Below are 12,976 nucleotides of genomic sequence, written 5' to 3' on the forward strand. Positions count from 1 at the left end.
AATAATAATAACAATAATAATGAATATACCAGCAGAATTAAAATACACAAAAGACCATGAATGGATTAAAATAGAAGGTAATACAGCAACAATAGGTGTTACACATTTTGCACAAAGTGAATTGGGCGACATTGTTTACGTTGATGTAGATACTTTAGATGAAACTTTGGAAAAAGATGAGGTATTTGGCTCAGTAGAAGCTGTAAAAACAGTCTCAGATCTTTTAATGCCTTTATCAGGTGAAGTAACCGCTTTTAATGAAGCACTAGAAGATGAACCAGAAAAAGTAAATTCAGACCCTTATGGAGAAGGATGGATGATTAAAATTTCAATCTCTGATCCATCTCAGATAGAGGAATTATTAAGTGCAGACGATTATAAAGAACTTATTGGAGCGTAAATTATATTTTTTTGTAGCAATTTATTTTACAATAGTAATTACAATTGGAAGTTTAATTTCAATAAATAGTATAATTAAATTACCTTCTGTCAATTATCTTGATAAATTTTTGCACATTTTAGCTTATTTTTTATTAACATTGAGTTGGCTTTTTGCATTAAAAAAAAGCTTTAAGTTAAAAAAGAAATTCGTTTTACTTATAATAGTTATATTCATTTATGGCATAATTATTGAAGTTTTACAAGGGAGTTTTACCAATTATAGACAAGCAGATATTTATGATATGTTTGCCAATTTAGGAGGTATCTTAATTGCGTATGTGTTTTTTAACACATTTTTTAAAAGAAATTAGAATGAAATAAAAAATATACTTGTATAATATATTAAAATTATTAAATTAGCAAACTATAAAATTTTTCGCAAATGCAAATTAAAAAGAATCCAAAAGCAAATCTAGAGAACTACAGCAAATTATTTATGCAGTTAGGTTTAGTTTTAGCGCTATTGATAGTGTACTTAGCCATTGAAAAAAAGACGTATGATAGAGTTATTGGCGAACTAGGTCCTGTTGTTCTAAATATGGAAGATGAAGAACAAACAATTGAAATAGAACAAGTAAAACCACCAGAACAAAAAACTCCACCACCACCTGCTCCAGATGTAATTGAAGTGGTGAAAGATGAGGAAGAAGTTGAAGAAACAGTAATAGAATCTACTGAAACAGATGAAGATGATGCTGTTGAAGTTGAGGAAATTATTGAAGTTGAAGAAGAAGAAGACATTATGGAAGATGTTCCTTTTGCAATTATTGAAGATGTCCCTGTCTTTCCAGGTTGTAAAGGTTCTAAAGCTCAGTTAAGAGAATGTTTACAAGATGAAATTACAAAACATGTGAATAGAAAATTTAATTCAGAATTAGCTTCAGACCTAGGATTAGCGCCAGGAGTTAAGCGTATTTTTGTAATGTTTAAAATTGATAAAACTGGTAACATAACTGATGTAATGGCCCGTGCTCCTCATAAAAGATTACAAGAAGAAGCAATAAGAGTTATTAATTTATTACCTAAAATGACACCAGGAAAGCAACGTGGTCGCCCAGTTGGTGTAAAATACAGTTTACCAATTGCATTTAAAGTAGAGTAAAAAAGACACTATATAATATTTAAAAAGCTCAACCAAACGAAACGGTTGAGCTTTTTTTTTTGGTATGTTTTTTGCTTTAACATAATTTTAACATTTATCCTTAAGTAGTAATTGTTATATAAATTAAGAATCTTAATACCACTCAAAACAATTAATTTTAAATAACAAGCTATTAAAAGGATGAAATAAAACTTATATAATTATGAGAACAAAAAAACATCCAAAAGCAAATTTAGAAAATTACAGTAAATTATTTGTACAATTAGGCCTTGTTTTATCATTACTTGTTGTGTATGTATTAATTCAAAACAAAACTTTCGAAAAAAACATTACAGGTATAGTAGGTGAAAATTTATCAGAAAACTTTACTCCTGAGCAAAATATAGAATATAAAATTGAACCAATTAAAGTACTTCCAATAAAAAAACTACAAGTTTTAATTAACATAAAAAAAGAAGATAATAATTCAGATATAGAAGAAGATGTATTTAAAATAATTGATCCAGACGGCCCAATTAAAGAACCTATATTTATTGAAGTAGATCCTAAGGAAGGTGATAATTTTATTGAAGATGTACCTTTTGAAATTATTGAAGATGTACCTGTATATCCTGGTTGTAAGGGTGATAAAGAACAATTAAGAGCCTGTTTGCAAGAAGAGATAAAAAAGCATATCAATAGAAAATTTAATTCAGGATTAGGATCTGAACTAGGTTTAACCCCTGGTGTCAAGAAAATTTTTGTGATATTTAAAATTGATAAAAATGGTGATATTACAAATGTACAAGCTCGTGCTCCTCATAAAAGATTACAAGAAGAAGCAATAAGGGTTGTTAATTTATTACCTAAAATGACACCAGGGAAACAACGTCAAATTGCGGTTGGTGTAAAGTATAGTCTGCCAATTGCATTTAAAGTAGAGTAAAAGAGGATGCTATGAAATACTTAAAAAGCTCAATCATTTAGTTGAGCTTTTTTTGACCTTAAATCATTGCTTTCTATTTAAATATTTTGTAAATTTAATATGATAATAATCTTGCAAGATTTTGCTTAATTATTTATTATTAACACATCCAATTTCTTGCATTATAAATAGTACTGTATACCAGTTTTTATAAATGATTCTTGTTTAATCCTAAAGCAAGTTAAAATGCAAATTAAAAAATATCCAAACGCAACGCTCGAAAATTATAGTAAAATATTAATCCAATTAGGATTAGTGTTAGCACTTTTTATTGTGTATCAATTTATGAATATGAAATCCTATCCCAATTCGATAAAGGATTTAGTAGGAACTTTTGTAACAGTTGATGAAACAGAAGATATTATTGAAATAAAAATAGTTGAACCAGAAATTGAACCAATTGCAAAAGCTGTTTTACCTGATAAAATTGTGCAAGTTGAAGATCAAGTTGAAATAGTTGAAACCATTATAGAATCAACTGAAACTGATGAATCACAAGCGGTAATTATAGATTTAGATAGAGAGGTGGTTGCTGTTGAAGAAGAGGAAGAAATGGTTGAAGATGTACCTTTTTTAGTAATTGAAAATGTTCCTGTTTTTCCTGGTTGTAAAGGAGATAATACTGAATTAAGAGCTTGTTTCTCTTCAGAAATGTCAAAATTTGTTTCAAAAAGATTTAATGCAGAGTTAGCAGCAGATTTAGGATTACCACAAGGTAGTATTCAACGAATTTTTGTATTGTTTAAAATTGATAAAAATGGAAATATTGCTGATATTCAAGCAAGAGCTCCACATAAAAAACTTCAAGAAGAAGCTATTAGAGTTATAAATTTACTTCCACATATGACTCCTGGAAGACAAAGAGGAAGAGCTGTTGGTGTTAGATACGGACTTCCAATAGTTTTTAAAGTAGAATAAATTAAATTTCAACTTTCAAATCTCATTATTGATAATTATTTTACGAAGTAATAGAATTTTATAAACTATTATATTCTGTAAATTAGTATTTTCGTAAAATAATAGTTCATAAGATGAAAGTAAATATATATTTAGACTCCACATATCTAAAAACAGCTGAACAAGCTGGTATTTCTGAAAAAGAAACAGAAAATAATGTTATAGAGTTAGTAAAAGAAGCAATTGAAAATAATTTTGTTTTGGCAATGATTCGCCCAAAATTTGTTGCAATGGCTCGTGAAATGGTAAAAAATGCTAATTCCGAAACATTAATAGGAACTGTAATTGGTTTTCATGAAGGAACCTATAGTACTGATGAAAAATTAATAGAAGCTAAAAAAGCGATTGAAGATGATGTTGATGAGTTGGATTATGTTATAAATTATAAAGCTTTTAAAGAAGAAAAAATTAACTTAGTAAAAGCTGAAGTTTTTAAAGGAACAAAATTAGCATTGGACCATAATAAAATCACAAAATGGATTATTGAAATAGCAGCTTTAACTAATGAAGAAATTGTTTCAATAACTCAATTAATTCGTGACGTGGTTTTAGATAATTTTGGTGAAGAGAATGCAGCTAAAGTTTTTGTAAAATCATCTACAGGTTTCTTTAAAACAGAAGGAGGTAAACCAAACGGTGCAACTTTTGAAGCGATGGAATTAATTGTAGAGAATTCAAAACCATTACCAGCAAAAGCAGCTGGTGGAGTTAGAAATTATGAAGATGCCGTTAAAATGGTAGAAATGGGAGTAACTCGTATAGGAACTTCATCAGCGAAATTAATTGCTGATGGTGGAGACACAAATGGAGGTTATTAAAAATGGAAAATTATTTTGCACATGAAACAGCCATAATTGATGAGGGTTGTGAAATTGGAAACGGAACTAAAATTTGGCACTTTAGTCATGTAATGCCAAACTCAACCATTGGTGAAAATTGTAACATTGGTCAAAATGTTGTTATTTCACCTAATGTAGTATTGGGTAAAAATGTGAAAGTCCAAAATAATGTATCAATTTATTCAGGTGTAATTTGTGAAGATGATGTGTTTTTAGGTCCTTCAATGGTATTTACCAATGTTATAAACCCTAGAAGTGCTATTGTTAGACGAGGTGAGTACTCAAAAACTTTGGTAAAAAAAGGAGCTAGTATTGGTGCAAATGCTACTATTGTATGTGGAAATGATATTGGCGAATATGCTTTTATTGGTGCAGGAGCAGTGGTAACAAAACAGGTTTTACCTTATGCATTGGTTGTTGGAAACCCTTCAAAACAAATTGGTTGGATTAGTGAATACGGCCATCGTTTAAAATTTGATAAAAACAATCTTGCAACTTGTATAGAGAGTGGCGAAAAATATCAATTAAAAGATAATAAAATAGAAAAAATCTCGTAATAGTAGCTATGAAGAAACTTAGTTTTATTTTCTTTCTTTTTTCAATATCAGTTTTTTCCCAAATAGAAAAATATCCTGTTTTCGCGGCTTGCGATTCTGTTACTATTTCTGAGATGTCGTTTTGCTTTAAAAATGAAGTTGAAAAGGCTATAATTAATGAATTTAAAGTCCCTGAAAAAATACAACAAGAAAATTTTAATGATACTATCAACATTGTTTTTTTAGTTAATACCTCAGGTGGTTTTCAAGTTATTTACGTGAATTCTCCTTATAAAGAACTAAAAGAAGAAGTTGAGCGTGTTTTTACAACATTACCAAAAATAACACCTGCAAAATATAACAACTATCCAGTTGAAATGCAGTTTGTTTTTCCTTTATCAATTCCTTTAGAAAATAATATTCAAGAAGAAATTAAGAAAAAAGAAGTGATAGTTGAAGTAATTCAACCAACTAAGGAAACTAAGGAGATAATAAAAAAAGTTACAAAAAACACATTATTTCCAGAACATAACAGCGAATTAAATATACCTTTTACTCATGCTGAATATAGTTCGTATGATTTTTATTTAAATAATGCCGATAATTCACATACTGCTGTTAAACCTTATTTGTATTCTGAAATAACTAAATATATTGATTTAGATGCACAAAAAAATAAGCTCATAAAACCAAAGTCAACTTGGTTTGGTAAAAAATTATTGAATGAACATATTGCATTTGTTAAGGGTGAAAATTTTTGGTTTACAATTGATCCGGGAGCTGATTTACAAGTTGGAAAAGATAGTGAAGATGTTAACACATTTAATAATACTAGAGCTATACATGTAAATGGCGCAATTGGAGAAAAATTTAGTTTTTCAACTAGTTTTTATGAAAGCCAAGGCCGATTTGCAAAGTATGTGAATGATTATGCGGAGTCAATTAGACCCGATGGTGGAAATCCGGCATTAATACCAGGAAGAGGAATTGCCAAGGAATTTAAATCTGACGCTTATGATTATCCTGTTGCTGAAGCTTATTTGTCTTATACACCGAATCAAACGTTTAATTTTCAGTTTGGAAATGGTAAAAATTTTATAGGTGATGGTTATCGCTCTTTGTTTTTATCAGATGTTGCTTCTCCGTATCCTTTTTTCAAAATAAATACTGATTTTTGGAAAATTAAATACACAAATCTTTGGATGTGGATGCAGGATGTTAGACCTGAACTAACAGTTGATGGAGCATATAAACAAAAATATATGGCAATTCATTATTTAAGTTGGAATGTTTCAAAAAAATTAAATATTGGGTTGTTTGAAACTGTTATCTGGGATGATACTAATGAAAGAGGTTTTGATGTTAATTATTTAAATCCACTTATTTTTTATACGGCGGTAGAATTTTCAACAGGATCAAGAGCAGGAAATACTTTACTTGGCTTAAGTTTAAAATATAAGTTAAAAGATATTTCAATTTATTCTCAATTGATATTAGATGAGTTTAGGGCATCTGAAATTACAGGAAGCGATGGTTGGTGGGCAAATAAATATGGAGTTCAAATAGGAGCTAAATATCACAATGCATTTAATATTGAAAACCTATACTTACAAGCAGAATATAATGCAGTGAGACCTTACACATATTCTCATGACGAGTTAAATTTAAATTACGGTCATAACAACCAGCCTTTAGCGCATTTATGGGGTTCAAACTTTAAAGAAACAATTGGTATTGCTAGATATACAAAGAACCGTTGGTTTGCTAATGCAAAAATAATTATAGGAGAAAAAGGCTTCGATTTTTCTGATGGAGTAGATACGTTTAGTTATGGTGGTAATGTCTTTCAAGATAATGATAATAGAGCAACAGATTATGGAAATGAAATTGGCCAAGGAAATACAGCAACTGTTTTTATTGGAGATTTACAAATAGGTTATTTATTAAATCCAGCTACAAATTTAAAATTGTTTGGCGGAATTACATTTAGAGATTTTAACCCAAATGCGCCAACAGGTGTATTTGATAAATCGAATTCAACTTGGATTTCATTTGGATTGAGAACCGATGTGTTTAATTGGAATTTCGATTTTTAATCGTTGTTATTGTCATCTTCTAATTCGTGAAGCTCATCAAGTTGCATGAGAATATCAAAAGTTTTTTTGGCTTCTTCTTCATCAATTATTGAAATTGCAGCACCTACATGAACCATTACATAATCTCCAATAACAGCTTCAGGAACCAAAGTTAAACTTACTTCTTTTATTATTCCATCAAAAGAAACTTTTCCAACTCTAAAAGTTTCATCTAATTGTGCAGTAATTTCTATTAATTTCCCAGGAATTGATAAACACATATTTATGTAGTATTTCTAAATTTAACTATTTACTTTGGGCGTTCCCTTTTAGGTCGCGCTTTACGTTATATCTTTTTTTACGTTTCACTTCAAAAAAGGATGCCACTTCAATCACTAACGCAAAAACTACTATTTAAATCATATTTTTCTTCAACCATTTATACCACTCATCCATACCTTCACCTGTGGTTGCTGAAATTTCAAAAAACTGTAAATTAGGATTCACTTGTAATGCATAATTTTTAAGTTTTTCAATATCAATATTTACATAAGGTAATAAATCAATTTTATTAATAATGCAAATATCAGAAGTATGAAACATATCAGGATATTTAATTGGCTTATCTTCACCTTCAGTAGTACTGATAATCACAACACGCTTGCTTTCACCTAAATCAAACATAGAAGGGCAAACTAAATTCCCAACGTTTTCAATCATTAAAATAGCATTATCTTCAATATTTAACCTTTTAACAGCTTCATAAACCATATCGCTTTCTAAATGGCATCCTTTTCCTGTGTTAATTTGAATTACGGGAATGTTTAGCGCATCAATTCTATTAGCATCATTCAATGTTTGCTGATCGCCTTCAATCACATAAAAAGGAATAGTTTCTTTTAAATCTGCCAATGTACGTTCTAAAATAGATGTTTTCCCTGAACCAGGAGAACTTACCATATTTAATGCAAATATGTTTTTCGCTTCAAAATAGCCTCTATTTCTTGCAGCCAAAACCTGATTGTTTTGTAAAATATCTTGTTCTATTTCTAATATTTTGTGTTTATGATCGTGAGAAAGATCGTGAGTGTGTGTATGTCCTTCATGATGATGATCATTGTGAGAATGTGTATGCCCATCGTGATGATGTTCTGTATGAGAGTGTTTATGTTCACCAGGTTTTAAAATAACAGGACCATTATTATCAGATCCGCATCCGCAAGTTCCACACATATTTATTAGGTTTTAAATTACTTCTAATGCTTTTACTCTTAATTCTTTTCCTTGCAATATCCCTTTAAAGTTACTATTGCATTTGGGGCAAGTGTCATAAATAAACTCCATATCAAATTCAGTATCGCAATCAATACATTTTCCTTTTCCTTTTATGATAATAATTTCTTTTTCAGAAAATTCTAGCACACTGTCTTTAATTGCAGATTGCCAAACAAAATTTAGAGACTCTATTTCAACTCCAGACAATTCACCAATTATCAATTCAATTTTGGTAACTTTTTTGGCGTTTGCTTTTGCTGTTTCGTCTTCTGCTATTTTAACAATTCCTAAAGCAATTGATAATTCATGCATCTTAAAAAAAGTGTTTAAAATCAAATTTACAAATTATCTACATATAAATAATGATAATTATTTTTTTTGATTTGTTTTTCTTAATTTAAATAAAGATTAAACAATCTTATTTTAAGTCATTCTAAATTAGGTCGTTAACATTAAATCATAATAAATAAATTGTAACTTAGTACTGTTCTTTTTCATAAAAAGAAGGAAAATCATTAAATAATCTATCATATTACTAAAAACTTTTAAATATGTCTACTAATAATGAAAAGCGTGATACTTACTATCAAAGTATCATTAAACAAGGTTATAGTCGTAGAGATTTTATGAAATTCTCTACATATATGGCTGCATTTATGGGTTTAGAATCTTCCATGGTTGGTCAAATTGCACAATCATTAGAAAACACACCAAGACTTCCCGTTATTTGGGAACATTATCAGGAATGTACGTGTTGTAGTGAATCTTTTATAAGATCTAATCATCCAATTGTAGCCGATATTATTTTAGATAGAATATCATTAGATTATTCTTTAACCTTAATGGCTGCATCTGGTCATCAAGCAGAAGCTGCAAAAGCAGAAACCATGAAAAAATATCATGGTGAATATATATTATGTGTTGAAGGATCTATTCCACTTGGTGATGATGGTAATTACTGTTGTATTGCAGGAAAATCAGCAAAAGAAACATTTTTAGAAGCAGCAGCTGGAGCTAAAGCTATTATTGCTTGGGGAAGTTGTGCGTCTAACGGTTGTGTGCAAGCTGCAAAACCAAATCCAACAGAAGCAACACCAATTCATAAAATTGTAAAAAACAAACCAATAATAAGAGTTCCTGGTTGTCCACCAATAGGCGAAGTTATGGCAGGCGTAATAATGCATGTAGTTGCCTTTGGACGTTTGCCAAAATTAGACCGATTAGGAAGACCAAAAGCTTTTTACGGTAAACGAGTTCACGATACTTGTTATAGACGACCTTATTATGACGCAGGTTTATTTGCTGAAACATTTGATGATGAAAACTCAAAAAAAGGATACTGCTTGTATAAACTTGGTTGTAAAGGACCAATGACTTATAATGCTTGTGCAAGTATGAAATGGAATAACGGAGTAAGCTTCCCTATTCAATCAGGCCATGGATGTATTGGCTGTAGTGAAGAAGATTTCTGGGATAATGGACCTTTTTATGAAAGAACAACAAAAGTTCCTGGATTTGCAGTTGAAAGCAACGCAGATACGGTTGGTAAAGTTGCTGCAGGAGTATTAGCAGGTGGGTTAGCGGTTCATGCTGTCGCTGCAAATATTTCTAAAAGAACAGAACTTATGGACAGGATAAAAAGAGGGAAAACTAATGAAAAAAATATTGATTCTTAAAACGTATAATAATGGCAAATAGAATAGTAGTAGACCCAATTACACGAATTGAAGGTCATTTAAGAATAGAAGCAGAAATTAAAGATGGCGTAATTGTAGACGCATTTAGTTCAAGCACAATGGTTAGAGGTATTGAAAGTATTGTTAAAGGACGTGATCCTAGAGACGTTTGGGCTTTTGTGCAACGAACTTGTGGTGTTTGTACCACAGTACATGCTTTAACATCTGTTAGAGCTGTTGAAGACGCTTTAGGAATAGCTGTCCCGCCAAATGCGGAAATGGTTCGTAATATTATGGAGGGCGCTTTATATATGCACGACCATGCAGTGCATTTTTATCATTTGCATGCATTGGATTGGGTAGATATTGTAAACTCTCTAAAAGCTGATCCTAAAAAAACCTCTGAAATAGCGCAAAGCATTTCTAGTTGGCCAAAAAGTTCGCCAGGTTATTTTTCTGATATACAAAAGAGAATTCAAAAATTTGTTGAAAGCGGACAATTAGGAATATTCGCAAATGGTTATTGGGGTCATTCACAAATGAAATTACCTGCGGAAGTAAATTTATTAGCAGTTGCACATTATTTAGAAGCATTAGAATGGCAAAAAGAAATAGTGAAGGTTCACACCATATTTGGAGGTAAAAATCCACATCCAAACTACTTAGTTGGCGGTATGGCTTGTGCAATAAATTCAGATGGTGCAGGTGGTTTAAATGCAGAACGTTTAATGCATGTTGAAAAATTATTGAAGGAAGGAAAAGAATTTATCGATAAAGTTTATATCCCAGATTTATTAGCAATTGCATCATTTTATAAAGATTGGGGAGGTATTGGAAAAGGAATTGGAAACTATATGTCATACGGAGATTTTCCTACTAATGGATATGCCGATTTATCGAGTTTTAAATTTCAACAAGGAGTTATATTAAATAATGATTTATCTAAAGTACATGATGTGGATCATAGAAGTACTGATGAGATAGAAGAGTTTGTAAACAATTCTTGGTATGATAATTATGAGGAAGGTAAAGATAAAGGAAGACATCCTTGGGAAGGAGAAACAAATATTAAATATACAGGTCCAAAACCTCCATACGAACATTTAAATGTTGAAGAAGCATATAGTTTTATTAAAACACCACGTTGGAAAGGAAAACCTATGGAAGTTGGTCCGCTTGCACGTTTATTAGTGGGTTATGGAAGAGGTAACGAAGAAATTCAAAGTGCTGTAAATGGTGCATTGTCTCATTTAAATGTTCCTGTAGATGCATTATTCTCTACTTTAGGTAGAACGGCAGCTCGTGGAATTGAAACACAATTAGTGGCTAATTGGACACTTGAATTCTTTGACACATTAATGACAAATATTAAAAATGGAGATGAACGGATGGCAAACACAGAAAGCTGGGAACCATCATCATGGCCAAAAGAAGCTAAAGGTGTAGGGTTTTGTGAAGCACCAAGAGGAGCATTAGCACATTGGATTAAAATTAAAGATGAGAAAACTGAAAATTATCAATTGGTAGTTCCTTCAACTTGGAATGCATCCCCACGCGATCCAAAAGGACAACGTTCAGCTTATGAAGAAGCTTTAATAGGTACGCCAGTTGCTGATCCTAATTTACCTTTAGAAATTATTAGAACAATTCATTCATTTGACCCTTGTTTAGCTTGTGCAGTTCATTTGTATGATGAACATGGAAAACATATTTCTCAGGTTCAGAATATTGCTAGTTGTGACAATTAAAATTTAAATTATGGAAACTAAAAATTTTAAACGAGTAATGGTTTGGGAATTGCCAGTTCGGTTTTTTCATTGGGTAAATGTGCTCACAATTATAGTACTTACTCTTACTGGATTTTTAATTGCCAACCCACCGGCTTTACAGTCAAGTGCCGAAGCAACAAATTTACATTCATTTGGAATTGTAAGATTTATACATTTTGCCGCAGCATATATTTTCTTTTTTAATATGATTTTAAGAGTTTATTGGTCTTTTGTGGGAAACAAATATGCTAGTTGGAGAGCTTTTTGGCCATTTAGTAGAAAAATGTGGAATAACTTTTGGCATGTAATGAAAATTGATATTATGTTGTTGAATGAAGATCATCCTGATGTAAAAAATATAAGTGTTGGTCATAATAGTGTAGCAGCTTTATCTTATTTAGTGTTGTTTTTTATGGCAATTATACAAACATTCACTGGTTTTGCTTTATATGCAGACACATCTGGATGGTGGCTTCCACAACTATTTACTTGGGTTAGCCCTTTATTAGGAGGTGATTTTGTGGTAAGACAGATACACCATATAGCAATGTGGATTTTTATATTTTTTAGCATAGTTCATATATATTTAGTTTTTTATCATGATTGGTTAGAAGGTCGTGGTGAAGTATCATCAATGTTTGGTGGTTATAAATTTGTAAGAGAAGATAGAGTAAAGAAAGTAATTAAAGTAGATGAAACTGAAAGTAAAGAATAATTAAATACCTAAATATTTAAGTAAATTCATCCGGGCTATAGAGTTTTAATCAGGATGAATTTACTTTTTAAGATTATAACATATGAGTATAAAAGAAAGAACCCCAGTAGCTATTTGCAGCGATTCATACTTTTTTGAAAAAGACAAATCAAATAGTATTTTAGTCATGGGTGTTGGTAATTATTTAATGGGTGATGAAGGAATTGGAGTACAGATTATACAAGAAATGGTAAAACATAAATTACCAGATTATGTTGATATTTTAGACGGTGGAACTGGTGGTTTTTTATTGTTAAATTGTTTTGAAGCATATTCAACTGTCATTTTTATTGATGCTACTATGGATGGTAAACCTGAAGGAACTATTTCTCTAATTAAACCAAAATTTGCTTCTGATTTCCCTTCAGCATTAAGTGTACATGATGTTGGTTTAAAAGATATGATTGAAGCTGTTTATCTAATGGAAAAAGTGCCTGATATTCATTTGTTTACCGTTTCAATAAAGGAAATTAATCCAATGACACTTGAATTAAATCAAAAAGTTAAAGAATCTATCCCTATAATTATTGAAAATATTTTAACTCATTGTGAAGAACTTCACTTAAAAAAAACGTAAATTTATAAGGT

General features: G+C 30.6%; 15 protein-coding genes. 12 read left to right on the plus strand and 3 right to left on the minus strand.

Annotated features, from left to right (window positions below; translation table 11 throughout):
- Nucleotides 1-19: 19 nt before the first annotated feature.
- The 8 genes from gcvH (at nt 20) to Q0352_RS00795 (ending at nt 6,935) form a co-directional block, all read left to right on the plus strand.
- Nucleotides 20-400 carry a glycine cleavage system protein GcvH gene (gene gcvH / locus Q0352_RS00765; RefSeq protein WP_299522188.1) on the plus strand — a complete coding sequence of 127 codons (381 nt, stop codon included), beginning with the start codon at nt 20-22 and terminating at the stop codon, nt 398-400.
- Nucleotides 366-752 (plus strand): VanZ family protein, encoded by a 387-nt coding sequence (locus tag Q0352_RS14755; protein ID WP_367274559.1) that lies wholly within the window; start codon nt 366-368, stop codon nt 750-752. Before gcvH ends, Q0352_RS14755 begins: the two co-directional genes overlap by 35 nt.
- 71 nt (nt 753-823) lie before the next feature.
- Nucleotides 824-1,543, plus strand: coding sequence for an energy transducer TonB (locus Q0352_RS00770; RefSeq protein ID WP_299522060.1), 720 nt, complete (start codon nt 824-826; stop codon nt 1,541-1,543).
- Nucleotides 1,544-1,745: 202 nt separating this feature from the next.
- Nucleotides 1,746-2,468 carry an energy transducer TonB gene (locus Q0352_RS00775; RefSeq protein WP_299522063.1) on the plus strand — a complete coding sequence of 241 codons (723 nt, stop codon included), beginning with the start codon at nt 1,746-1,748 and terminating at the stop codon, nt 2,466-2,468.
- Nucleotides 2,469-2,693: 225 nt separating this feature from the next.
- Nucleotides 2,694-3,425 carry an energy transducer TonB gene (locus Q0352_RS00780; protein ID WP_299522066.1) on the plus strand — a complete coding sequence of 244 codons (732 nt, stop codon included), beginning with the start codon at nt 2,694-2,696 and terminating at the stop codon, nt 3,423-3,425.
- Nucleotides 3,426-3,538: 113 nt separating this feature from the next.
- Complete coding sequence (gene deoC, locus Q0352_RS00785) at nt 3,539-4,282, plus strand: deoxyribose-phosphate aldolase (protein ID WP_299522069.1); 744 nt, start codon at nt 3,539-3,541, stop codon at nt 4,280-4,282.
- A gap of 2 nt (nt 4,283-4,284) precedes the next feature.
- Nucleotides 4,285-4,860, plus strand: coding sequence for a DapH/DapD/GlmU-related protein (locus tag Q0352_RS00790; RefSeq protein WP_299522072.1), 576 nt, complete (start codon nt 4,285-4,287; stop codon nt 4,858-4,860).
- A gap of 8 nt (nt 4,861-4,868) precedes the next feature.
- Nucleotides 4,869-6,935: a gliding motility protein RemB gene (locus tag Q0352_RS00795; RefSeq protein WP_299522075.1), complete on the plus strand. Its 2,067-nt coding sequence runs from the start codon at nt 4,869-4,871 to the stop codon at nt 6,933-6,935.
- Here Q0352_RS00795 and Q0352_RS00800 read toward each other — a convergent pair.
- From Q0352_RS00800 to Q0352_RS00810, 3 genes are all read right to left on the minus strand, one after another.
- Nucleotides 6,932-7,195 carry a HypC/HybG/HupF family hydrogenase formation chaperone gene (locus Q0352_RS00800; RefSeq protein ID WP_299522078.1) on the minus strand — a complete coding sequence of 88 codons (264 nt, stop codon included), beginning with the start codon at nt 7,193-7,195 and terminating at the stop codon, nt 6,932-6,934. The two genes, Q0352_RS00795 and Q0352_RS00800, sit on opposite strands and share 4 nt — an antisense overlap.
- A 133-nt stretch (nt 7,196-7,328) precedes the next feature.
- Nucleotides 7,329-8,147 (minus strand): hydrogenase nickel incorporation protein HypB, encoded by an 819-nt coding sequence (hypB, locus tag Q0352_RS00805; protein ID WP_299522081.1) that lies wholly within the window; start codon nt 8,145-8,147, stop codon nt 7,329-7,331.
- 12 nt (nt 8,148-8,159) lie between these two features.
- Complete coding sequence (locus Q0352_RS00810; protein ID WP_299522084.1) at nt 8,160-8,501, minus strand: hydrogenase maturation nickel metallochaperone HypA; 342 nt, start codon at nt 8,499-8,501, stop codon at nt 8,160-8,162.
- A 239-nt stretch (nt 8,502-8,740) separates the two neighbouring features.
- Here Q0352_RS00810 and Q0352_RS00815 point away from each other — a divergent pair, with 239 nt between their 5' ends.
- From Q0352_RS00815 to Q0352_RS00830, 4 genes are all read left to right on the plus strand, one after another.
- Nucleotides 8,741-9,865 carry a hydrogenase small subunit gene (locus tag Q0352_RS00815; RefSeq protein ID WP_299522087.1) on the plus strand — a complete coding sequence of 375 codons (1,125 nt, stop codon included), beginning with the start codon at nt 8,741-8,743 and terminating at the stop codon, nt 9,863-9,865.
- Between the two features lie 11 nt (nt 9,866-9,876).
- Nucleotides 9,877-11,613 (plus strand): nickel-dependent hydrogenase large subunit, encoded by a 1,737-nt coding sequence (locus Q0352_RS00820; RefSeq protein WP_299522090.1) that lies wholly within the window; start codon nt 9,877-9,879, stop codon nt 11,611-11,613.
- 10 nt (nt 11,614-11,623) lie between these two features.
- On the plus strand, nt 11,624-12,349 hold the full coding sequence (gene cybH, locus Q0352_RS00825) for a Ni/Fe-hydrogenase, b-type cytochrome subunit (RefSeq protein WP_299522093.1): 726 nt from the start codon (nt 11,624-11,626) through the stop codon (nt 12,347-12,349).
- An 82-nt stretch (nt 12,350-12,431) separates the two neighbouring features.
- Nucleotides 12,432-12,965, plus strand: a complete 534-nt coding sequence (locus Q0352_RS00830) for a hydrogenase maturation protease (protein ID WP_299522096.1) — start codon at nt 12,432-12,434, stop codon at nt 12,963-12,965.
- The last annotated feature ends 11 nt before the right edge of the window (nt 12,966-12,976 follow it).

Origin of the sequence: uncultured Lutibacter sp. (assembly GCF_937891065.1) — a bacterium.
In the GTDB taxonomy this organism is placed as follows: domain Bacteria; phylum Bacteroidota; class Bacteroidia; order Flavobacteriales; family Flavobacteriaceae; genus Lutibacter.

What these genes read in the sequence shown, in the direction of transcription:
- Q0352_RS00795 (WP_299522075.1), top strand. Translation starts at nt 4,869, where the DNA reads ATGAAGAAACTTAGTTTTATTTTCTTTCTTTTTTCAATATCAGTTTTT.
- Q0352_RS00770 (WP_299522060.1), top strand. Translation starts at nt 824, where the DNA reads ATGCAAATTAAAAAGAATCCAAAAGCAAATCTAGAGAACTACAGCAAA.
- deoC (WP_299522069.1), top strand. Translation starts at nt 3,539, where the DNA reads ATGAAAGTAAATATATATTTAGACTCCACATATCTAAAAACAGCTGAA.
- Q0352_RS00820 (WP_299522090.1), top strand. Translation starts at nt 9,877, where the DNA reads ATGGCAAATAGAATAGTAGTAGACCCAATTACACGAATTGAAGGTCAT.
- Q0352_RS00810 (WP_299522084.1), bottom strand. Translation starts at nt 8,501, where the DNA reads ATGCATGAATTATCAATTGCTTTAGGAATTGTTAAAATAGCAGAAGAC.
- gcvH (WP_299522188.1), top strand. Translation starts at nt 20, where the DNA reads ATGAATATACCAGCAGAATTAAAATACACAAAAGACCATGAATGGATT.
- Q0352_RS00780 (WP_299522066.1), top strand. Translation starts at nt 2,694, where the DNA reads ATGCAAATTAAAAAATATCCAAACGCAACGCTCGAAAATTATAGTAAA.
- Q0352_RS00775 (WP_299522063.1), top strand. Translation starts at nt 1,746, where the DNA reads ATGAGAACAAAAAAACATCCAAAAGCAAATTTAGAAAATTACAGTAAA.
- Q0352_RS00830 (WP_299522096.1), top strand. Translation starts at nt 12,432, where the DNA reads ATGAGTATAAAAGAAAGAACCCCAGTAGCTATTTGCAGCGATTCATAC.
- Q0352_RS00815 (WP_299522087.1), top strand. Translation starts at nt 8,741, where the DNA reads ATGTCTACTAATAATGAAAAGCGTGATACTTACTATCAAAGTATCATT.
- cybH (WP_299522093.1), top strand. Translation starts at nt 11,624, where the DNA reads ATGGAAACTAAAAATTTTAAACGAGTAATGGTTTGGGAATTGCCAGTT.
- Q0352_RS00800 (WP_299522078.1), bottom strand. Translation starts at nt 7,195, where the DNA reads ATGTGTTTATCAATTCCTGGGAAATTAATAGAAATTACTGCACAATTA.
- hypB (WP_299522081.1), bottom strand. Translation starts at nt 8,147, where the DNA reads ATGTGTGGAACTTGCGGATGCGGATCTGATAATAATGGTCCTGTTATT.
- Q0352_RS00790 (WP_299522072.1), top strand. Translation starts at nt 4,285, where the DNA reads ATGGAAAATTATTTTGCACATGAAACAGCCATAATTGATGAGGGTTGT.